This window comes from Bradyrhizobium sp. GCM10028915 (assembly GCF_042666195.1).
GTDB lineage: Bacteria > Pseudomonadota > Alphaproteobacteria > Rhizobiales > Xanthobacteraceae > Bradyrhizobium > Bradyrhizobium canariense_D.
The window spans coordinates 1-21368 of the sequence record NZ_JBHTFN010000045.1 but is presented as its reverse complement, the minus strand read 5'-3'; the positions used below and the strand labels follow the sequence as shown (position 1 = coordinate 21368).

The 21368-nt window shown below is 63.8% G+C and carries 19 protein-coding genes; 6 read left to right on the top strand and 13 right to left on the bottom strand.

What is annotated here, in order from left to right; all coding sequences use genetic code 11:
- Nucleotides 1–70 precede the first annotated feature (70 nt).
- Complete coding sequence (gene gloB / locus ACFQX9_RS26540) at nt 71–838, top strand: hydroxyacylglutathione hydrolase (protein ID WP_085348403.1); 768 nt, start codon at nt 71–73, stop codon at nt 836–838.
- Between the two features lie 23 nt (nt 839–861).
- Nucleotides 862–1284, top strand: a complete 423-nt coding sequence (locus ACFQX9_RS26535) for a cupin domain-containing protein (RefSeq protein ID WP_018452883.1) — start codon at nt 862–864, stop codon at nt 1282–1284.
- 34 nt (nt 1285–1318) lie between these two features.
- Here the strand turns inward: ACFQX9_RS26535 and ACFQX9_RS26530 are convergent, their stop codons facing one another.
- The 3 genes from ACFQX9_RS26530 to ACFQX9_RS26520 form a co-directional block, all read right to left on the bottom strand.
- On the bottom strand, nt 1319–2188 hold the full coding sequence (locus ACFQX9_RS26530; protein ID WP_018452882.1) for a DMT family transporter: 870 nt from the start codon (nt 2186–2188) through the stop codon (nt 1319–1321).
- A gap of 127 nt (nt 2189–2315) precedes the next feature.
- Complete coding sequence (phbB, locus tag ACFQX9_RS26525; protein WP_085348404.1) at nt 2316–3041, bottom strand: acetoacetyl-CoA reductase; 726 nt, start codon at nt 3039–3041, stop codon at nt 2316–2318.
- Between the two features lie 240 nt (nt 3042–3281).
- Entirely contained in the window at nt 3282–4460 is a 1179-nt protein-coding gene (locus tag ACFQX9_RS26520) for an acetyl-CoA C-acetyltransferase (protein WP_018452880.1), read from the bottom strand.
- Between the two features lie 303 nt (nt 4461–4763).
- On the opposite strand from ACFQX9_RS26520, the gene phaR reads away from it, so the two are divergent.
- Nucleotides 4764–5360 (top strand): polyhydroxyalkanoate synthesis repressor PhaR, encoded by a 597-nt coding sequence (gene phaR / locus ACFQX9_RS26515; protein ID WP_018452879.1) that lies wholly within the window; start codon nt 4764–4766, stop codon nt 5358–5360.
- A 69-nt stretch (nt 5361–5429) separates the two neighbouring features.
- Here the strand turns inward: phaR and ACFQX9_RS26510 are convergent, their stop codons facing one another.
- Complete coding sequence (locus tag ACFQX9_RS26510) at nt 5430–6317, bottom strand: branched-chain amino acid aminotransferase (RefSeq protein WP_085348405.1); 888 nt, start codon at nt 6315–6317, stop codon at nt 5430–5432.
- 117 nt (nt 6318–6434) lie between these two features.
- Between ACFQX9_RS26510 and ACFQX9_RS26505 the strand changes: the two genes are divergently transcribed.
- Nucleotides 6435–7370: an alpha/beta hydrolase gene (locus ACFQX9_RS26505; RefSeq protein ID WP_085357847.1), complete on the top strand. Its 936-nt coding sequence runs from the start codon at nt 6435–6437 to the stop codon at nt 7368–7370.
- A gap of 48 nt (nt 7371–7418) precedes the next feature.
- On the opposite strand, the gene ACFQX9_RS26500 is transcribed toward ACFQX9_RS26505, so the two are convergent.
- From ACFQX9_RS26500 to ACFQX9_RS26485, 4 genes are all read right to left on the bottom strand, one after another.
- Nucleotides 7419–7664, bottom strand: a complete 246-nt coding sequence (locus ACFQX9_RS26500) for a hypothetical protein (protein ID WP_018452876.1) — start codon at nt 7662–7664, stop codon at nt 7419–7421.
- Between the two features lie 111 nt (nt 7665–7775).
- Nucleotides 7776–8336: a carboxymuconolactone decarboxylase family protein gene (locus tag ACFQX9_RS26495; protein WP_027568030.1), complete on the bottom strand. Its 561-nt coding sequence runs from the start codon at nt 8334–8336 to the stop codon at nt 7776–7778.
- A 110-nt stretch (nt 8337–8446) separates the two neighbouring features.
- Entirely contained in the window at nt 8447–9607 is a 1161-nt protein-coding gene (locus ACFQX9_RS26490) for a PLP-dependent cysteine synthase family protein (RefSeq protein ID WP_085348413.1), read from the bottom strand.
- A gap of 45 nt (nt 9608–9652) precedes the next feature.
- A complete protein-coding gene (locus ACFQX9_RS26485) occupies nt 9653–10117 on the bottom strand; it encodes an Lrp/AsnC family transcriptional regulator (RefSeq protein ID WP_085348407.1) in 465 nt (154 codons plus the stop codon).
- A 163-nt stretch (nt 10118–10280) separates the two neighbouring features.
- Between ACFQX9_RS26485 and ACFQX9_RS26480 the strand changes: the two genes are divergently transcribed.
- Nucleotides 10281–11294: a 1-aminocyclopropane-1-carboxylate deaminase gene (locus ACFQX9_RS26480; protein WP_085348408.1), complete on the top strand. Its 1014-nt coding sequence runs from the start codon at nt 10281–10283 to the stop codon at nt 11292–11294.
- Nucleotides 11295–11496: 202 nt separating this feature from the next.
- Here the strand turns inward: ACFQX9_RS26480 and recQ are convergent, their stop codons facing one another.
- The 5 genes from recQ to ACFQX9_RS26455 form a co-directional block, all read right to left on the bottom strand.
- Nucleotides 11497–13362: a DNA helicase RecQ gene (gene recQ, locus ACFQX9_RS26475; protein WP_085348409.1), complete on the bottom strand. Its 1866-nt coding sequence runs from the start codon at nt 13360–13362 to the stop codon at nt 11497–11499.
- A 121-nt stretch (nt 13363–13483) separates the two neighbouring features.
- Nucleotides 13484–14227 carry a polysaccharide deacetylase family protein gene (locus ACFQX9_RS26470; protein ID WP_026232410.1) on the bottom strand — a complete coding sequence of 248 codons (744 nt, stop codon included), beginning with the start codon at nt 14225–14227 and terminating at the stop codon, nt 13484–13486.
- Nucleotides 14228–14330: 103 nt separating this feature from the next.
- Nucleotides 14331–15332: a homoserine O-succinyltransferase gene (locus ACFQX9_RS26465; protein WP_085348410.1), complete on the bottom strand. Its 1002-nt coding sequence runs from the start codon at nt 15330–15332 to the stop codon at nt 14331–14333.
- Nucleotides 15333–15344: 12 nt separating this feature from the next.
- Nucleotides 15345–16646 (bottom strand): O-acetylhomoserine aminocarboxypropyltransferase/cysteine synthase family protein, encoded by a 1302-nt coding sequence (locus ACFQX9_RS26460; protein WP_085348411.1) that lies wholly within the window; start codon nt 16644–16646, stop codon nt 15345–15347.
- Nucleotides 16647–17024: 378 nt separating this feature from the next.
- Nucleotides 17025–18599 carry an amidase family protein gene (locus ACFQX9_RS26455; protein ID WP_377791062.1) on the bottom strand — a complete coding sequence of 525 codons (1575 nt, stop codon included), beginning with the start codon at nt 18597–18599 and terminating at the stop codon, nt 17025–17027.
- Between the two features lie 1261 nt (nt 18600–19860).
- Between ACFQX9_RS26455 and ACFQX9_RS26450 the strand changes: the two genes are divergently transcribed.
- A complete protein-coding gene (locus ACFQX9_RS26450) occupies nt 19861–21171 on the top strand; it encodes a reverse transcriptase domain-containing protein (protein WP_204512811.1) in 1311 nt (436 codons plus the stop codon).
- The last annotated feature ends 197 nt before the right edge of the window (nt 21172–21368 follow it).

The following is a 21368-nucleotide window of genomic DNA, read 5'->3' as shown; positions in this document are numbered from 1 at the left end:
GAATATTGCATTGCCTGCGCAACGTTAACGCCATATTTGTCTGACGGAGCTGAGCGCGATCGGAGATGACATGGCCGCCGAAATTCGTACTTTCACCTGTTTAAACGACAATTTCGGTTACCTCATCCACGATGTGGAAACCAAGGCGACGGCGTCGATCGACGCGCCGGAGGCCGGCCCCATCGTGAGGGCGCTCGAGCGCGAGGGGTGGCAGCTCACCGACATTCTGATCACCCATCATCATGGCGATCATGTCGGCGGGGTCGCCGAACTCAAGCAGAGATACAATTGCCGCGTCGTCGCGCCGCATGACAAGACGACGGAGATCGCAGACGTCGACCTGCGCGTCGCCAATGCCGAAATCGTCAGGGTCGGCAGCTTGCTGGGGCGCGTACTGGAGACGCCCGGCCACACGCTCGACCACATCTCCTATGTGTTCGACACCGACAAAGCGCTGTTCGCCGGCGACACGCTGTTCTCGATCGGCTGCGGCCGCGTGTTCGAGGGCACCTATCCGATGATGTGGGATTCGCTTCTGAAGCTGCGTGCCCTGCCCGACGACTTCAAGCTCTATTGCGGCCATGAATACACGGCCTCCAACGTCAAGTTCGCGCTGACCGTCGACCCCGACAATGCGGCGCTGCAGGCGCGCGCGGCGGAGGTGGCGAGGCTGCGGGCCGAGAACAAGCCGACCATTCCCGCGCTGCTTGGTGACGAGAAGCGGACAAACGTGTTCCTGCGCGCCGACGAACCCTCGATCGCAGCCAGGCTGCACATGAAGGGCGCGGATGCCACCGCGGTGTTCGGCGAGCTGCGCGAGCGCAAGAACAAGTCTTGAAGAACAGATCCTGACGGGAATCGATGCCGACCGCAGCCGAGATCATCGCGCGCCTCGAACTCCGCCCGCATCCCGAAGGCGGGCATTACCGAGAGACGTTTCGCGACCAGACCACCGACGCCAACGGCCGCGCGCGCTCGACCCTGATCTATTTTCTGCTGGCGCGCGGCGAGCGTTCGCACTGGCATCGCATCGATGCTGTCGAGAGCTGGCACTATTACGCCGGCAGCCCGCTGACCCTGCGGATAGCGCACGAAGGCTGCTCCCAGCACGAGGTACGGCTCGGTACGGACCTGTTGAACGGCGAGCGGCCACAGGCGATCGTGCCGGCCGATGCGTGGCAGACGGCAGAGACCACCGGCGAGTGGACCCTGGTCGGCTGCACCGTGGCGCCCGCCTTCGAGTTCGCGAAGTTCGAGCTCGCGCCGAAGGGCTGGGAGCCCTAAGGCCCTGTCGCTTCGGCTTGCGCCGGCAATGATGCTACCGCTTCCGCAGCAACATGTCCTTCGCCGCAATCAGGCCGCCGCCGGCGATCAGGATCGCGGCGATGGTGATGTTGGCGCTGGCATTGGCAAAGCCAGCGGCGATGAGGAAGCCGGTCGAGAGCAGCGGCGTCGCATAGGAGGCGGCGCCGAGCACGCGGATGTCGCCACGCTTCATGCCGATGTCCCAGGCGTAGAACGCAGCACCGACGGGGCCGATGCCGAGCGCGATGACGGAGAGCCATTGCAGCGTCGTGTCCGGCCACACCGTGGTTTCAAGCAGTCCATGCATCAGCGCGGCGAGCACCGCGGTGGCGAGGCAGAATCCCGCGACCGCATCGGTCGGCACCGCCTTCAGTCGCCGCGACAACACCGAATAGATCGCCCACACGAACGCTGCGATGAAGGCCGCGGCCAAACCCGGCAATTGTCCCTGCGTGAAGCCCGAGGTGTTACCGGCGAACAGCAGCACGGTGCCGACGAGGCCGAGCAGGGCGCCAACGACGTGATGCACGGCAAGCCGCTCGCCCGGCAGAAACGACGAGAACAGCACGATCAGGAGCGGCCACAGATAATTCAGCAGGCCGGCTTCAGCCGGTGGCGCAAAGCGCAGCGCGAGGAAATACAGCGCGTGATAGCCGAACAGTCCGCCGACACCGACGATCCACACGACCAGCGGCTGACGCAGGCTTTTGGCCGCTGCGCCGCGGCCGATCCAGGTGAGCAGGCCGACGAGCCCGCCGATCGCGAACGTCATCGCGGCCAGCTGGAATGCCGGGATCTTTCCGGTCGCCACCGTCATCACTGACAGCAGCGACCACATCAGGATCGCGGTCAATCCGATCAGCGTTGCGGTGCGGGGAGTCATCGATCAAAGGCTCTGAGGACGTTTATGCCCGGCACAAGGCCGGGCATTTTCGTCTTCACTATCGCCTTGTCGCGACTGAAGCTACATATTTTGCCTCAGCGACGTTGCGCCAAGAGAATGGGCGCCATCAGGCCTGATATTGGCCGCCATTGATGGTCAGCGTCGAGCCGGTCATGAAGCCGGCCTCGTCCGCCGCCAGGAACACGACCGCACGTGCGATCTCTTCCGGTTCGCCGAGCCGGTTAACCGGGATCTGCGGGATCACGTTCTTTTCCAGGACGTCCTTTGGCACTGCCTGCACCATTTCGGTGTTGATGTAGCCGGGGCAGATCGCGTTGACGGTGATGCCGCCCTTGGCGTTCTCGAGCGCGAGTGCCTTGGTGAAGCCGATGTCACCGGCCTTCGCCGCGGAATAGTTGACCTGGCCAAACTGTCCCTTTTGACCGTTGATCGACGAGATCGAAATGATGCGGCCGAACTTGCGCGCACGCATGCCTTCAATGATGGGACGCGTCATGTTGAACAGCGAACCGAGATTGGTATTGATGACGGCGTTCCACTGATCGAGCGTCATCTTGTGGAAGGCGGTGTCGCGGGTGATGCCGGCATTGTTGACGAGCACGTCGATCGGGCCGACCTCGGCCTCGACCTTCTTCACACCCTCGGCGCAGGCATCGAAACTGCTGACGTCCCATTTGTAGACGGCGATGCCGGTCTCGGCCTTGAACTTCTCTGCCGCCGCGTCGTTGCCGGCATAGCTCGCCGCAACCTTGTAGCCGGCCGCCTTCAGCGCCTTGCTGATCGCAGCTCCGATGCCCCGCGTACCACCCGTCACCAATGCAACACGTGCCATATCGTATTTCCTTCCCTTGGACTCTTCGGACGTTTCTGAGTGATCGTTTTTAAGTGCGGATTATGGGGGACGTTTGACGGACATCAAGAACAAAACGCCCGGCGTCGAGCCGGGCGTTTCTCTTTAGTCGAGGCTTGTACGGTTGCGAAGAATATTTGATTTGCAACCGCTGCCTTTTTAATCGCGTGCAACGCACTCAGTCACGTGTGCAGCGCACGCGCAAATGACGCGTCAACTATCTCAGTCGCGCGCCACACACATCGCGATACCCATGCCGCCACCGATGCACAGCGTGGCGAGGCCCTTCTTCGAATCGCGCTTCTGCATCTCGTGGAGCAGCGTCACCAGCACGCGGGCGCCGGAGGCACCGACCGGATGGCCGATCGCGATCGCGCCGCCGTTGACGTTGACCTTGGAGGTATCCCAGCCGAGGTCCTTGTTGACGGCACAGGCTTGCGCAGCGAAGGCTTCGTTGGCCTCGATCAGGTCGAGATCGCCGACGTTCCAGCCGGCCTTCTTCAGCGCGGCACGCGAGGCCGGGATCGGGCCCGAGCCCATGATCTTCGGATCGACGCCCGCCTGCGCCCAGGACACGATGCGCGCGAGCGGCTTCTTGCCTTCCTTGGCGGCCTGCTTGGCGGTCATCAGCACCACGGCAGCAGCGCCGTCGTTGATGCCGGACGCCGAGCCCGCGGTGACCGTGCCGTCCTTCTCGAAGGCGGGACGAAGCTTCGCCATCGCGTCGACCGTTGCGCCATGGCGCGGATATTCGTCGGCGCTGACGACGACATCGCCCTTGCGTCCCTTGATGGTGACGGGAACGATTTCGTCGTTGAATTTACCGGCCTTCTGCGCGGCCTCGGCCTTCTGCTGCGAGGCCACCGCAAACTCGTCCTGCTGGGCGCGGGTGATCTGCCACTGCCGCGCGACGTTCTCGGCGGTGTTGCCCATGTGATAACCGTTGAAGGCGTCCCACAGGCCGTCCTTGATCATGGTGTCGATGAATTCGACTGCCCCCATCTTGACGCCGCCGCGCAGATACTGGGCGTGCGGAGCCATGCTCATGGATTCCTGGCCGCCGGCGACCACGATCTCGGAATCGCCGTTGAGCAGCGCCTGATAGCCGAGCGCAACGGTGCGCAGGCCCGAGCCGCAGAGCTGGTTGACGCCCCAGGCCGGGCTCTCGACCGGAATGCCGGCATTGATCGAAGCCTGACGGGCCGGGTTCTGGCCCTGGGCGGCGGTCAGGATCTGGCCCATGATGACTTCGGAGACCCGGCCGGGCTCGATGCCGCCGCGCTCCAGCGCGGCCTTGATGGCAATGGCGCCGAGATCATGGGCGGGAAGGGTTGCGAACGCTCCGTTGAAGCTTCCGACCGGGGTGCGGGCGGCGCTGACGATGACGACATCGTCTGACATGGGCATCTCCTGGGTTGAATGGGGGCAGACGGGGCTGGGGAAACGGCTCGCCAGTCTCGGACGGCATCCTGTTAACGTCGTTGAGGCATGTCAATCGGCCGGTGGCCGAATTCATCCCGCAGCGCATTCAAAATAGCGTTCTTGGCGCTTTCGCAAGCACGTTTTTGCTGCCCGATTAACCGTGGCGCACAAAACGGTAGCGTGACCCCTTTGAAAATGCTTATTTTGTTGCGTTGCGTACTCTTCCCGCCCTGCGGCATAGCCCGTCAGGTTCCCGTTCTCCGCGCTTGCAAGTGAGAGCCCATGGCGAAATCAGACCAACCCACCACCATCAAGAAATACGCGAACCGCCGGCTCTATAACACCGGGACGAGCACTTACGTGACGCTGGAAGACCTCGCCGCCATGGTCAAGGACGGCGAAGATTTCCTGGTTTACGACGCCAAGACCGGCGACGACATCACCCGCTCCGTGCTTGCCCAGATCATCTTCGAGCAGGAGAACAAGGCCGGCCAGAACCTGCTCCCGACCACCTTCCTGCGCCAGCTCATCCGCTTCTACGGCGACAGCATGCAGATGGTGGTGCCGAAATATCTGGAGCAGGCCATCGCCTCGCTCACGCAGGAGCAGGAGAAGTTCCGCAAGCAGATCGCCACCTCGCTGTCCGGAACCCCGTTTGCGCCGCTGGAGGAACAGGTCCGCCGCAACATGGAGCTGTTCCAGCAGACCTTCTCGATGTTCAAGCCTTTCGCGCCCGGCGCAGCCCGCCCCGCGGGCTCCGCGGAGCCGGCGCCCGAGCCGGCCGCCGAAGCCCCAAAGGACAGCAATATCGACGATCTGCGCCAGCAGATGAAGGACATGCAGGAACGCCTCGAGCGGATGTCGAAGAAGGACGAGTAGGGGTTCCTGCCACGCGCTAACGCGCCTTGCTGCCACAACTCCGCCGTCGTACCGGCGAAGGTGGGGAAGCTACGCCGCCAGCTTCACTGCGTGGGCAAAGTCCCAATAGAGCTTGCGCGCGCGCGTGTAGAGCGGGCCCGGCTGCAGCTCGCGATCGTCGATGCGGATCACCGGCGCGACTTTTGCGAAATTGCCGGTCGAAAAGATCTCGTCGGCGGCGAGGAAGTCGGCGTAACGCAGCGTCTTCTCGACCACGGTGACGCCGTCGGCGCGAAGCAGGCTGACGACGCGCTGCCGGGTGATACCATTGAGAAAGGTGCCGTTCGGCACCGGCGTGTAGACCACGCCGTCCTTGGCCATGAACACGTTGGAATTGCCGAACTCCGCGACGTTGCCGAGCATGTCGAGCATCAGCGCGTTCTGGAAGCCGCGCGAGGCGGCCTCGGCAAGCGCGCGCGAATTGTTCGGATAGAGACAGGCGGCCTTGGCCTCGACCGGGGCGCATTCGGCGGTGGGCCTGCGGAACGGCGACAGCGTGATCGCGTTGCCGACCGGCTTTGGCATCGGCGCCTCGTAGATGCACAGGCACCAATCGGTGGTCTCGGGATCGAACAGCACGCCGCCGCCCGAGCCGTTCCGCGCCCAGTACATCGGACGGACGTAGAGCTCGGCATCCGGCGCGAAGCGTGCGATGCCCTCGTTTGCGAGTGTCATCCAGGTTCCGGTATCGACCAGCGGCTTCAGGCCAAAGTTGATCGCGGATTGATTGGCGCGGGCGACGTGGCGGTCGAGATCAGGCGCGACGCCTTCGAACGCCCGCGCGCCGTCAAACACGACCGAGCCGAGCCAGGCCGCATGCGTGCGCGGACCCATGATCGGCACATTGCCGTCGTGCCATTTGCCCTCGAAGAAGGTCCAGCTCGGCGAATATTCGATGGGCTTTTTGATCTCGGCCATGACCGGCCTCTCCCTTGGCGTGGTGCCGCATTATAGCGCCACTATTGGGCGCAATTTCTAAATGATTCCCTGCGGGAAAATGGTGAGTTACCCTCCCGTGAGGGGAAAGGAAGCACCATGCCGCTCGATCCGCTCGCAAAGCGCTTGTTGACCATGATGGCTGCGGCTGCGCCGCAGGCACGGAGCCGGCCGAGCGTGGAAGCACGGCGGCAATCATTGGCAAAGCTGATGCAGTTTGCGCGCGCCGATGCGCCTGACGTGACGACGTCCGACGGCGTGCTGCCTGGTCCCGGCGGCGCGCTGCCCTATCGTCTCTATTCACCCGCAGGCGCCGATGATCGCGCGCCCGGCTTCGTGTTCTTTCACGGCGGCGGGCTCGTTGCCGGCAGCATCGCCACGCATGACCGCATCGCGGCGGCGTTGGCACATGCGACCGGTTGCCGCCTCGTCTCGGTCGATTACCGGCTGGCGCCAGAGCACAAATTCCCCGCCGCCGTGGACGATGCGATTGCTGCCACCGAATGGGTGGCGCGCGAGGCCGCATCGCTCGGCATCGACGCCGGGCGTCTGGTGCTCGGCGGCGATTCCGCCGGTGCAACGCTCGCTGCGATCGTGTGTCAGGAGGCGGCGCAGACAGCTGGTCTTTCCATCGTCGCGCAATGCCTGATCTGCCCGGTGCTGGATTTCGAGGAGGCCTCGCCTTCGCGCAAGGCGTTCGCCGAAGGCCACCTGATCGACCGCGTCACGATCGAAGCCGATCTCGCCGACTATCTGCCCGAGGCCCTGGATACTGCCGATCCCCGCATCTCGCCCTTGCGCGCGACACGGCTTGCGGGCCTGCCGACCGCCATCATCCACACCGCCGAGTACGACCCGATGCGCGACGAGGGCAATGCCTATGCGCGCAAGCTGCTCGCTGCGGGCGTCACGGTCGAGCACGTCTGCCACGAGGGCATGGTCCACAATTTCCAAGCCATGGGCGCAATTCTGCCGCAGGCGCAGCTCGTGCTGTCGCAGATCGGTGAGCAGGTCAGGCGGGCGGTGGGGACGTGAAGCACCTCGTCTTGCCGTCTCCCGCAACGGGAGAGGAAAGAGAATGCCTCACGCTCTTGCCCCGATGACGGAACGCGCCGCCGCGACGTAGTTTGGCCAATGCGCATCCGCATAACGCTCGGCCTGTCGCGCGCAGGTGATTTCGGGCGCATGCGCAGCTGCGATCATGCGCGCAAAGCGCTCTTCGGCGACCGTCACATCATCGGCCGCGGTCGAGGGCGCGGCTCCAGCGGCGGTCGGCGCAACGGCGAGTCCCGCCAGTCCGGCGAGCAGGATGCGGCGTGACGTGTCCATGGCTGTCGTTCCCTCTTCATTGCACTTCGATCGTGACCGGCGAATGCATCGCCATGGCGGCGGCAGGGTACCGTGACGCTTCCGTCCAGTCCAGCAGCTGGGGCAGTGTGGTCAGTCCGGCACCGGCACGTCGAACGTGTTCAGCGTGACCGACACCATGCAGTAAACGCCGACGAGATAGGACAGTTCGGCCGCACCGTGCTCGCCGAATTCCTTGACCGCGGCCCGATAAGTCAGTTCCGGCAGCACGCCGCCGCTGACCAATGCGGACGCCACGTCGTAGGCGACGGCTTCCTGCTTGGTGAGATCGACCGGCCGCTGTCCGGCGACGATGGTCGCGAGCTTCTCGTCGGAGAGGCCGCGCTGCTCGGCAACCAGCACATGCGCATAGAGTTCGTAGCCGGAGCGGAAATGCGAGCCGGTGACGAGGATCGCGACCTCACGCACCGGCGCCGGCAGCAGCGGGTTCGCCGCGATCGCCTTGACCAGCTCCCACACCGGCTTGCCGAAGCGCGGCTCACGGATCCAGGGATTCCAGGGCCCGAGCAGCGCGCCATCGTCGCGCATGTTCACAAAGCCCTTGAAGTGATCCTTGATGCCAGCTCGCATGTCGTCATAGAGCGGCTTCTGTTCGGCACTCAGGTCTTTCGGGTCGAGAATGGGAAGGCGCACGGCAGGTCTCCTCGTTGAGAAGCCGCGAAACTCGCCCGCAGGCGCTCGCAAGGCAAGTGAAGTTGCCGTGACGGCCGTGCAATCTTGCAATGGCAGGGAGGCGCCAGCTATCAGGCCTCAGGATTTCGCAAGTTCTGCGGATTCGTTACGTCTTCGAACTCAAGCCCCAGTGGCTGCGCTGTATCGAGGAACGACGACAAGGCCGCCTCGAACGGCGCTGGATCGAGTCCGCGCGCTTTCAGCCAGGCGGGCTCATAATAGGTCTGCCGGTAGCGCTCGCCGGAATCGCAGATCAGCGTCACCAGCGATCCCGTCTGATTCGCCTTTCGCATCTCCGAGGCGAGCCGGCACAGCGCCAGGAAATTGGTGCCCGTAGAGCCCCCCACCGCGCGACGCAGCCGGCGTGACAGTACGTTCATCGCCGCGATCGTCGCCGCATCCGGGATCTTCATCATGCGGTCGACCACGCCCGGCACGAAGGAGGGCTCGCAGCGCGGCCGGCCGACACCTTCGATCAGCGAAGGGCGGTCGCAAACATGAGAGCGGTCCTGCGAGCTGAAGCAGTCGAAGAAAGCGGAATGCTCGACATCGGCGACGCACAGCCGCGTCGGGTATTGGCGATAACGCAAATAGCGTCCGATGGTGGCCGAGGTGCCGCCGGTGCCCGCACCCATCACGATCCAGTCCGGCAGCGGGCGCGGCTCGCCCTGCAATTGCGTGAAGATGGATTCAGCGATGTTGTTGTTGCCGCGCCAGTCGGTGGCGCGCTCGGCGAAGGTGAACTGGTCCATGTAGTGGCCGCCCAGCCGTGCGGCCAGCGCGCCGGCCTCCGCATACAGCGCGCGGCCGTCGTCGATCAGATGGCAGTTACCGCCGTAATGCTCGATCGCGGCGATCTTCTCCGCCGAGGTCGTGCGCGGCATCACGGCATAGAAGGGCACGCCGATCATCTGCGCGAAATAGGCTTCCGACACTGCGGTCGATCCCGACGAGGCCTCGACGACAGGCGTGCCTTCGCGGATGTGGCCGTTGCAGAGCGCGTAAAGGAAGAGCGAGCGCGCGAGCCGGTGCTTCAGGCTGCCGGTCGGATGCGTCGACTCATCTTTCAGATAGATGTCGATGCCAGCGAGCGCCGGCACGATCAGCCGGATCAGATGCGTGTCGGCCGTGCGGCACTGGTCGGCCTCGATCGCGGCCACGGCTTCGTCGACCCAGCCGCGCCGATAGGCCGGCCCCGCCGGATTGAGGTGGCGGAAGGGGAATGTCTGCATCATCTGAATCTCCCATGATGCGGAACGCGCATCAATAGCTTCCGCTCAAAACTCCAGCGGCGCGTTGTCGACGACTTCCTTCATCACGAAGAAGGTGCGGGTCTGGCGCACGCCGGGCAGCGCGATCAGTTGCTCGCCGTGGATACGGTTGAAGTCCTCCATGTCGCCGACGCGGATCTTGAGGAAATAGTCGAAGTCGCCGGCGACGAGGTGACAGTCGAGCACGAATTTCAGCCTGGTGATCGCCTGCTCGAAGATCGCAAAGCTCTCCGGCGTCGAACGGTCGAGCACGACCCCGACCATCACCAGCGTGCCCTTTGCGACCTTCTTCGGCGCAACCATGGCGCGCACGGCGGCGATGAAGCCGTGCTCGAACAGGCGTTGGGTGCGGCGATGACAGGTGGCGGGACTGATGGCGACGGTTTCGGCCAGCTCGGCGTTGCTGAGCCGGCCGTTATTTTGCAGCAATCGCAACATCTTAAGGTCGATACGGTCAAGACGAACGGACATGGAAGAAGCTTCCGAAATTAGGGTTTTCGGCGAAAGGAAGACTACGCTATATGGCACTTTCTGCAAGAACATGCGCAACAGAGCCGCAGTATTTGAAAGCACCTTTTTACACAGCGATGCTAGCGTTTTATCAGACATTAACGCCAATCGGGATGACCTGACGATGCTCGAAAAATTCGCGCGCTATCCGCTGACCTTCGGTCCGACGCCCATCGAGAAGCTGGAGCGGCTGTCAAAGCATCTCGGCGGCAATGTCGAGGTCTATGCCAAGCGCGAGGACTGCAATTCCGGCCTCGCTTATGGCGGCAACAAGCTGCGCAAGCTCGAATACATCATCCCCGACGCGATCGCCTCGAACGCCGACACGCTGGTCTCGATCGGTGGCGTGCAGTCCAACCACACCCGCATGATCGCGGCCGTCGCGGCCAAGATCGGCATGAAGTGCCGCCTGGTGCAGGAGGCCTGGGTGCCGCACGAGGACGCCGTCTATGACCGCGTCGGCAACATCATGCTGTCGCGCATCATGGGCGCCGACGTGCGCCTGGTCGACGACGGCTTCGACATCGGCATCCGCAAGAGCTGGGAGGACGCGATCGAGGAGGTGAAGGCGGCGGGCGGCAAGCCCTATGCGATTCCCGCCGGCGCCTCCGTGCACAAATTCGGCGGCCTCGGCTATGTCGGCTTCGCCGAGGAAGTGCGCAAGCAGGAAGCCGAACTCGGCTTCAAGTTCGACTACATCGTGGTCTGCACCGTCACCGGCTCGACCCATGCCGGCATGCTGGTCGGCTTCGCCGCCGATGGCCGCGCGCGAAAGGTGATCGGCATCGACGCCTCCTTCACCCCGGCGCAGACCAAGGCGCAGGTGCTCTCGATCGCACAGAACACGGCCAAGCTCGTCGAGCTCGGCAAGGATCTCGTCGCCGACGACGTCGTGCTGATCGAGGATTATGCTTATCCCGCCTACGGCGTGCCGTCGGAAGAAACCAAGGAGGCAATCCGCCTCACCGCGCGTCTCGAAGCCATGATCACCGACCCCGTCTACGAGGGCAAGTCGATGCAGGGCCTGATCGATCTCACGCAGAAGGGCTATTTCGAGAAGGGCGCAAAGATCCTCTACGCCCATCTCGGCGGCGCGCCGGCGCTGAACGGCTATGGATATGCGTTCCGGAACGGCTAGCGCGTCGGTGATGTGAGGCGGCGCGCACCTCCCGACGAGTGTCGTCCTGGCGAAAGCCAGGACCGATTACCCCGACTGCCAATTGTTGAAACACGCTGAGGCAGTCAGCGTGCCTTTTCCTACGGCCCGTGGCTATGGATCCCGGATCGGCGCTCCGCTTCGCTGCGCTTGTCCGGGATGACGGCGGAGGTGTGCCTGCGCCCTACCGCGTCCTGACAATCTGCAGCAGCTCGTTGCCGTAATGCTCGAGCTTCTTGTCTCCGATGCCGGGCACATTGCGCAGTTCGTCCAGCGTGGTCGGCCATGCGCGAACGATGCCGTCGATGGTGGCGTCATGCAGCACGACGTAGGCCGGCACGCCACGTGCGCGGGCAATGTCCGAGCGCCACGCTCGTAGCCGCGCGCGCAATTCAGGATCGACATCGCCCTGCGGCGCGTCGGCTGCCGGGGCCAGATCACTGCGGCGGGACTTGGCGCGGCTCGAACGGATCCGGACGCCGGGCGCCTCTTCGCGCAGCCACACTTCCGTTTCGCCCCGCAGCACGCCGCGCGACGAATCCGTCAGCTTCAGCGCGCCGAACGATTCGCTGTCACTCAGCAAATGTCCCATCGCCACGAGCTGCCGCAGCACCGTACGCCACTGCTTCTCGTTGAGCTCGCGTCCGATGCCGAAAACGGTGAGCTTGTCGTGACCGAACTGCGTCACCTTCTCGGTCAGGCGTCCGATCAGCACGTCGATGAGGTGCATCGCGCCGAAACGCTGCCCGGTGCGATAGGCACAGGATAGCAGTTTTTGCGCCAGCACCCTGCCGTCGCGCATTTTCGGCGGCGTCAGGCAATTGTCGCAATTGCCGCAGCCCTCGCCCATCACGATCTCGCCGAAATAGGCGAGCAGCCGCCGGCGCCGGCAGTGCGGCGTTTCGGCGAGGCCAACGAGCGCATCGAGCTTGCCAATCGAGACCCGCTTGAATTCGTCGGAGCCGCTTGACTCGTCGATCATGCGGCGCTGCTGCACGATGTCCGAGAGACCGTAGGCCATCCAGGCCGCCGACGGCTTGCCGTCGCGGCCGGCGCGTCCTGTCTCCTGGTAATAGGCCTCGATGCTCTTGGGTAGATCGAGATGCGCGACGAAGCGCACGTCCGGCTTGTCGATGCCCATGCCGAAGGCAATGGTCGCGACGATGACGATGCCGTCCTCGTTGAGGAAGCGGTCCTGGTTGCGCGAGCGCACGCTGCTGTCGAGCCCGGCGTGATAGGGCAATGCGGCAATGCCGGCGTCGTCGAGCGCCGCGGCGACCTCCTCGACCCGTTTGCGGGAGAGACAATAAACGACGCCCGCATCACCTGCGTGACGCTCCCGGATGAAATCCTTGAGCTGCGACACCGCGTTGCGCTTGTCGACGATCTCGTAACGGATGTTGGGACGGTCGAAGCTGGAGACGAAGTGCGGACTGTCTGCAAGCTGAAGCCGCTCGACGATCTCCTTGCGGGTCAATTCGTCGGCAGTCGCGGTCAGCGCGATGCGCGGCACGTCGGGAAAGCGCTCGGCGATGATCGACAGGCCGACATATTCGGGGCGGAAATCATGGCCCCATTGCGAGACGCAATGCGCCTCGTCGATCGCGAACAGCGCCACCTTCGCCCGCGCCAGCAGCGCCAGGCAGCGCGGCGTCAGCAGCCGTTCCGGCGCGACATAGAGCAGGTCGAGATCACCCACGATCAGGCGCCGCTCGATGTCGGAGGCTTCCTGCGGGGTCAGCGACGAGTTCAGCGCGGCCGCGTTGACCCCGGCTTCGAGCATGGCGGCGACCTGGTCGCGCATCAGCGCAATCAAGGGCGACACCACGACACCGCAGCCTTCGCGCAGCAGCGCCGGCAATTGATAGCACAGCGACTTGCCGCCGCCGGTCGGCATCAACACCAGGCAATTGCCGCCGCCGGTGACGTGCCGGATGATCTCGCCCTGCGCGCCGCGGAACCCGGGCAGGCCGAACACCGAACGCAGCACCGACAGCGCATCGCGGCCCTGGGCCGGCGCAGGCAGCGGAGCGGTGGAAGGAGAGGACATGGGCATGTCGGGGTGAGGCCGTGAGATTCGTCACAAGGCCAGTCGCATGACCGCGCAGGCGTGGCAAGGCTGTTTGCTCCGCAGGACGCCGCCTTCCACCCTTCGTGGGAAGAAAACTTTCTTACGCCCCGATCCTCCGCAGCGCTTCCGCGACCGTCACGATCGGCATGTCGCGCCTCGCGGCGGCCTGCAGCGCATGGCGCATCAGGTCCGGCGTGCAGCCATACGGGCTCGGCGCGTTGGCGACGTCATGACCGTAGAAGATCAGCCATCCGCCGCTCTCGACCGCCTCGTCGAAATAGCCATCGACACCCGTCGTATTGATCTCGCGATCGACCAGGGGCGAGGCCCGCAGGAACTGGAGATCGATGACGTCGCGATTGACGCCGGGAAGGATGCCGCGCGCCGAGCGGAAGGTCTTGGCGAGCTGCGGCTTGCGCCACACCGACGCGATGCCATAGGGGTAAGCAAAATTTTCGAGCGTGATCGAGGAATCGATGCCGCGAAAATGGCTGCGGTTTCGCTCGATCTCGCGGGCCATGGCGGTCTCGTCGAGATTGACCGCACTCTGGTGCGAGAAGGTGTGGCACGCAATCTCGTGCCCGGCCCGGTGAAGCCGCACGATGGCGTCGTTCGACAGGCCGTGCCAATGGTCCGAGGGACGATCGACCAGGCTGCCCGCGAGATAGAAGGTACCGCGGCCGCCATGCTGCTCCAGAAGCTCGGCGCCCTCGCCTGCGGCGCTATCGGGGGCATCGTCGAAGGTGAAGCTCACCATGGGCGCATGCGCGGGCAGACGGTGCGGCGCGGCACGAAAGTGCCGGGCCAGCCGATTGCTCACGCGTCCCTGGAGTGCCGACCACACGACTCGCATTTCCTGTCTGCCCCGCCGTCACTGAAGCATTCGTGCGCCGCTCGAGGCAAGCTACACACTTCGTTAGTCCTAACGTCGATGCCGTCGTCCCGACCTAACGTGCAAGCACCGACGCGTCGGTCCCCGCGCCGAGATATTGCAGCCAGTTCCGGAACAATGCCGCCGCGGCGCTGCCCGCGGCAATATCGGCACGCAAATTCAGCGCGGGCAGCTCGTTGCTGAGCGCGGGGTGGCGCTGGTGCCTTGCCTGTTTCTCGAAGCGGACCAGCTTCTCTTCGGTCGAAGCGTCAAAATAGCTCACGGGCAGATGCGGATAATTGTCGCGCTCACGCGCGAGATAACGGCCGATGTCGCGCAGATATTCACGCTGAAGCGACAGCGCGTCATATTCCGGATGGCCCTGGAAGAACACGAATCGGCTGACATATTGGCGGACGAAGGTATCGACGCCGGCCTTTGCCGAACGCGTCAGCACCTGGTAGCCGGCCTCAACGAGGTCGCTCTCGGCGATCTCGTTGAGACGCGAATGCGAGACCTTGAGGGGAGCGGGCGCGGCCCGCGTCAGCGGATCCCTGGTCACGGCTTCGCAGTCGAAAATGCCGTGACATTTGGCCGGCAGCGGCCGCCGTTCGATGCGGTCGAGATGCAGCACCGCGGCATGCGCAGCGAGGCACGACCAGATCGTCGAGCGCGTGTTGACCTTGGCCCAGTCGATCAGCTCGGTGAGATCGCGCCAATACGGTTCCTGGTCGAGCTCAGGCGCGATCGGCTCGGCGCCGGTCACGATCAGGCCGTCGAACCTGTGGCGTCTGAGCTCGGTGAGTTCCGAGTATTCGCTCTCGACATGCCATCTCGCTTCCGGCGAGCGCTTCACCGAAGGCAGCGAGAAGCAGTGAAAGCGGATGCGGCGCGGACCTGCTGCGGCTTGCAGCAGCTTCATGAATTGCCGCTCGGTCGCCTTCAGTGCCGGATCCGGCATGTTGTTGATCAACCCGATCGTGAACTCGGTGCCGCCGGGCTCGCGCGCCAGATCGCCCGCTCCCGGCACCAGCGCCGGGCTCGATATAGCTTGATCCCTGTCGATCAGGATCGTCATCGGCGCAGCCGCCTACTCCGCGGCCTGGAGGCGCGCGGACGGGCAGGCCTTTTCCAGTGCCTGATCGAGGTCCTCGATGATGTCCTGGCAATGCTCGATGCCGATCGACAAGCGGATCGTTTCCGGCAAAACGCCGGCGACCCGCTGCTGCTCCGCCGACATCTGCCGGTGCGTGGTCGAGGCCGGATGGCAGGCCAGCGACTTGGCATCGCCGATATTGACGAGGCGCGTGATCAGCTTCAGCGCATCGTAGAAGGACTTGCCGGCTTCCATGCCGCCCTTGATGCCGAAGGTGAACAGCGACGAGGCGTTGCCGTCGAGATATTTCTGCACCAGCGGATAATAGGGACTGTCCGGGAAGCCGGTGTAGTTGACCCAGGCCACGCGCGGATCCTTGCGCAGGAATTCGGCGACCTTGCGGGCGTTTTCGCAGTGGCGCTCCATGCGCAGCGCGACGGTTTCGATGCCCTGGAGCAGCAGGAAGGCGTTGAACGGCGACAGCACCGAACCCATGGTGCGCTGATAGATGCTGCGCGCGCGCTCGATATAGGCTGTGCGGCCGAAGCGCTCGGCATAGACGAGGCCGTGATAGGAGGCATCCGGCTTGTTGTAACCGGGGAAGCGGTCGGCGTGCTTGGCCCAGGGGAAATTTCCGGAGTCGACGATGGCGCCGCCGAGCGTGGTGCCGTGACCGCCCAGAAACTTGGTCAGCGAATGCACGGCGATGTCGGCGCCGTAATCGAACGGCTTGAGCAGGATGGGCGTTGCAACGGTATTGTCGACGATCAGCGGCACGCCGTGGGCGTGGGCGACCTTCGCCAGTGCTTCGATGTCGCAGACATTGCCGGCGGGATTGCCGATGGTTTCGGCGAACACGGCGCGGGTGTTCTCGTCGATCAGCCTTTCGATTGCCTCGGGCTTGTCGCTCTCGGCGAAGCGGCCGGTGATGCCCTGCCGCGGCAGGATGTGCGAGAGCAGCGTATGCGTGGTGCCATAGAGCTGCGGCACGGAAACGATGTTGCCGCCGTGATCGGCGACGTTGACGAAGGCGAAATGCAGCGCGGCCTGCCCGGTCGCGACCGCAAGCGCGCCGACGCCGCCCTCGAGCTCCGCGATACGCTTTTCCAGCACCGCGCTGGTCGGATTGGCGATGCGGCTGTAGCGATAGCCTTCGGTCTCGAGATTGAAGAGCGCCGCGCCGTGATCGGCGCTGTCGAAGGCGTAGGCCGCGGTCTGGTAGATCGGCACGGCAACCGCGTGCGTGGTGGCTTCGGGCTCGTAGCCGGCGTGAATAGCGATCGTCTCGTTGCGCATCGTGCCACCTCCGCGTGGAGCGGGCCGCACTTATTGGCCTGTATGAGGCATGTGCGTTGTCCGCCGTCCTCTGTTAGAGGCGGGTGGTAAAGCGGACAATAATTCGTCTAGAGATCGAGGAAGTAACCCTAACGGTTGTTGGGGAATTGGCTAAAATTCAAGTCAAATTGGATTAATGAAGTTTTGCGGTTGGCGGCAGCGAACACGCTGCACTCCCTTCTCCCCTTGTGGGAGAAGGTGGCGCGAAGCGCCGGATGAGGGGTCTCTATCCATACGGCCAAGCTTGCGTTAGCGGGGAGAGACCCCTCACCCGTCTCGCCGCTGCGCGGCGAGCCACCCTCTCCCACAAGGGGAGAGGGAAACAACTTCGCTGCCCTATCAGTCCATCTGTTCCCACAGCCGATGGGCGAGCACGCCGGCGCGCTTCTCGATCGCGGCCGCTGCATCGAGCGCGAGATCCTCGCGATAGCGCCCGGCAATGAGCTGCACGCCGATCGGCTGGCCATCGTGCAGCGTCACCGGCACCACGGCGCCCGGCAGGCCCAGCACGTTGATCGCGGAGATGAAGCGGATCTCGCCCCAGAAAATCTCGCGCACGCGCTCGGGGCTGACAGTGTCCTCGCGCGGGCTAGGCGTCGGCTTCACCGTGGTCGGTGCCAGCACCACCGGATACTCCTCGAAGAACAATTGCCAGGCGCGAATGTGGCCGTTGCGCGCGGCGGTCGCCTGCATCCAGGCCTTGAGGTCGAGCACGTTGGCCTTGGCTTTCATGCCGCCCCACGCCTTGTGGAAGTCTTCCGACGTCACCTTCAGCATGCCGGCCTCCTGCATCACCATCGTCTCGTTGGTGATGATGTCGCACCAGGTCTGCCAGACGCCGTCGATGTCGGGCACATCGACCTCGCTGACGCGATAGCCGGAACGCTCCAGGTGATCGGCGGCCTGACGCAACGCCGCCGCGACGTGCGGATCGACGTCCATGTCTTCAGGAATCCTGGCGAGCGCGACCTTGATCGGCCCCTTCGGCTTCGGCCCGACCAGCGGCGCCGGTACCCACCAGGGATCGCGCGGATCGCGCTGGCTCATCACCTCCAGCGCGAGCCTGACGTCGGCGACGTGGCGGGCGAGCGGCCCCTGCGCCGACATCAGATGCGCCAGCATCGGCCGCTCGGCGGTTGCGCTTGCGTTGAAGGCCGGAATACGTCCCTGCGTCGGCTTGATGGTCGCAACGCCGTTGCAATGCGCCGGCCAGCGCAGCGAGCCGCCGATGTCGTTGCCGTGCGCGATGGTGCCTATGCCGGCGGCGACCGCCGAACCCGCACCGCCCGAGGAGCCGCCGCAGGTGATATTGGGATCCCAGGGATTGAGCGTCAGCCCGTGCAGGGGATTGTCGGTGAAGCCGCGGAAGGAGAATTCCGGCGTGTTGGTGAGGCCGATGATGATCGCGCCAGCCTTCTTCAGGTTGCGCACCACCGGCGAATCCGACGGCGCGATGAGGTCCTTGTTGGCGGGGACGCCATTGAAGTTCGGACGGCCCTCGTAGTCGACGTTCTCCTTGATCGTGATCGGTAGGCCGTGCAGAAGGCCGAGCTCGCCGCCCTTCGCGCGCCGCTTGTCGGCCGCATGCGCCGCGGCCAGCGCCTCCTCAGAGAGATCGACGACAACCGCGTTCAGTCGCGGATTGACGGCCCGCATCCGCTCGAGATGCGCCTCGACGGTCTCGACCGCGGAGATGGCGCCGGAGCGGATTGCGGCTGCGGTCTCGACCGCCGACCATTGCCAGGCCGGGCCCTTGGGGCGGCGCGGTGCGGACAATTTTCGCGCGGCGGCCTTCTTGACCGGCTTGGTTGCAGCCTTCGCGACCTTGCCCTTGCGAACGGCGCTTGTCTTGTTGGAGGTCTTCGCTGCTTTCTTCGCAGCAGATTTCTTCCTGGTCGCCGTCTTCTTCGCCACGTCGCATCTCCTCACATTGCGCCGCGGAAGTTATGGAGGTCACGCCACCGTGTACAGGCGCGTTTCTGCATGGCGCGACTTCACGACGCGTTGTGGCGGCCGAAGGCGCGCGAGAGACGCTCATGCACCTTTGGGGCTTTTCCCACGACGCATGTACTGGTTGAATGATGGAATAAACTGCGGCCAGGTTGCCGCATCGCGACCGGGTTTTTTGATGCCGCCATTTGCCTGCAGCCGCCTGGCATCCGATGTCGTGGCGATCGGCGATGGAAGAGTGTCGTGGGCGGGCGCGACGGGACGGGACGAATGGGTTGGCCGGACAGTTGGGAGGGCACCGAGGCGCGGTTGTCCCGCGCAGCACGGAAGGCCGGGCGCGATGCTTAGACCGCACGCGCCAACCGTAGAGCGGAGGACCTCGCGGACATCATTCGCGACCTTGCGCGAACTGGAGTGGCATCTCTCAGCGGAGTGGCACGGGCCCTTACGCAGCGCCGCATTCCAACGCCCCGCGGCGGAAGGGAGTGGACGGCCACGCAAGTTGCTCGGGTGGCCGCGCGACTCAGGGTATAAGCCTCTCTCACGGTCCATCAGTGTTTTTGCAAGTCCAAAAAGCGCACCATCCACACAATGTGGGGATACGCCTTGGGACATAGCCACATCATCTTGTGGTTTGGAACCGACTCACCTATAAGGCGAACATCTTGTCGACTCGCTTTTGGGGGCCGGGCTCGATCTGAGCGTCGGTTGTTCCGGGGGTGAGGTCCGGGTGGCAGTTGCTACTTCGGATCAGGTCGCACCCGAGGGATGCACACTGCGCCTTCGGAGCCTTGGGGATCGGACTTCGCTCTCGGCGGGTTGGAAGCTGACCGTAGCCCTCACTGTTACGGGGACCTATCGGACGGTTGGCAGCTTTTCTTTCTCCGCCGGCGTGGAGGGTCGCGGGCAGTTCTTGACAGGCACCGCCAAAAAGGTAGGCGGACCCCGAAGGAGCGCGTCGAATGACCAGGACATGCAAAAAGGTGCCAAGCGATTGGCGCCGGCTATCGCTGCGATCTGCTCCGCAGCAACGATCCACTCGCTTCTGGGGGCCGGGCTCGATCTGAGCGTCGGTTGTTCAGGGGGTGAGGTCCGGGTGGCAGTTGCTACTTCGGATCAGGTCGCACCCGAGGGATGCACACTGCGCCTTCGGAGCCTTGGGGATCGGACTTGATCTTGGCCGAGGGCGGGCGAACCGATAGGGCCTCACACCACTGGCGCTTAGATGGTCAATGATCTCTGCAAAAGGCTCAGGTCGCGGGAGGTGCTTCATCGATCTTGGGCGGCAGTGAAGCAGAGCGGCCTTTTGTCCCCTAGCGAAACGACTGTTAGTGCCATCAAGAGTTACGACGAGAATTGGCTCAACAACGTCGAACAGATCAGCAAGCGCCTTCGCAACAGCACGTTCGCCTTCGATGGGGAAAAAGGGATCACCATCCCCAAGGGGAAGGGAAAGGGCTTTCGTCCATTAGTGATGGCCCCCATCGACAATCGCATCGTGCGTCGAGCGATCCTTGAAGTACTGCAAGGTTTTGGCTCTGATACGTCGCCGGCTCGAAAAAGATGGCCCGGCGTGCCCGCCGTGAAACAGGTCATGGAAACAAGAACGAGCGTGGGTGGTGTCAAGAGCCGCGGCGTGCCTCATGGACTGTCGTTGATCGACCATGCCGTTCGTAGCGGCAAGTCGTGGTTTGTGAGATCAGACATCAAAGACTTCTTCACTCGCATACCCCTGGCACGGGTGAATGAGTTCGTGTCCCATGCGGTTGCGGATGAAGAATTCACAGAACTCTTCAAGATCGCGCTTGCGACGAACCTGAGCAACAAGGCTGAGCTGGAGGAGCGCGATCAATTCGTCCTTTTTCCCGATGCAGACCTTGGTGTGGCCCAAGGCTCTGCCTTATCCGCACTCGCCGCAAACATCGCGCTCCGGGATTTTGACGAGCAGATGAACGGCCGAGGCATCGTATGCGTCCGGTACATCGACGACTTCATCATTCTGGGACCCACGAGAGCAAAGGTCATGGCTGCTTTTGCTTCGGCGCGGGATCGATTGGCCTTGATTGGTATGGATGTCTACGACGAAAACGACCGCGCCGCTCGACAGTCCGGCAAGTTCGATGAGGGCAACATCCATGACGGAACTGACGTGCTCGGCTACAGGGTTTCGGGGACCTCACGACAGCCCTCATCAGCCGCAACCACCGCTTTCTTGAGGAAGTGCGACGCACTAGTTGCCCAGGCGAAGAAGGAGATGAGGCTAGCGGCGTCGGGACAGTCAACATCGCACGTGCTGCGCTATCATCAGGCAATGGTGTTGCTGCACAAGACTGTCAGGGGCTGGTCACAAGCGTTCCGCCATACCACCGCAACCCATGTCTTCACGAACCTCGACGGAGAGATCGACCGCCGCATCCAAGAGCTGAGGAGGTTCGCCTACTCCCTTACACAGGGGGCTACTGAGGAAGTGCGACGGCGAGTGATGGGAGTGCACGTTCTGTCCGATACTTCGACCCTGCCTCTACCAGCGATGTAGAAGGCGCTTGGGGGACAGATTGGGGGCCAGAATGGAGACACAAAGCCCCACCACCCTTGCAACGCACTGATTTGCTATGACAATGTGGCCACCTGAGCGGCCCGAGACATAGGTGACAAAACGTACCGGACACATGGATTACACTTTCCGCTTTTGTTCTGCGGGAGGTGTGGATGCCGTGGAAAGCGAGTTCGGTC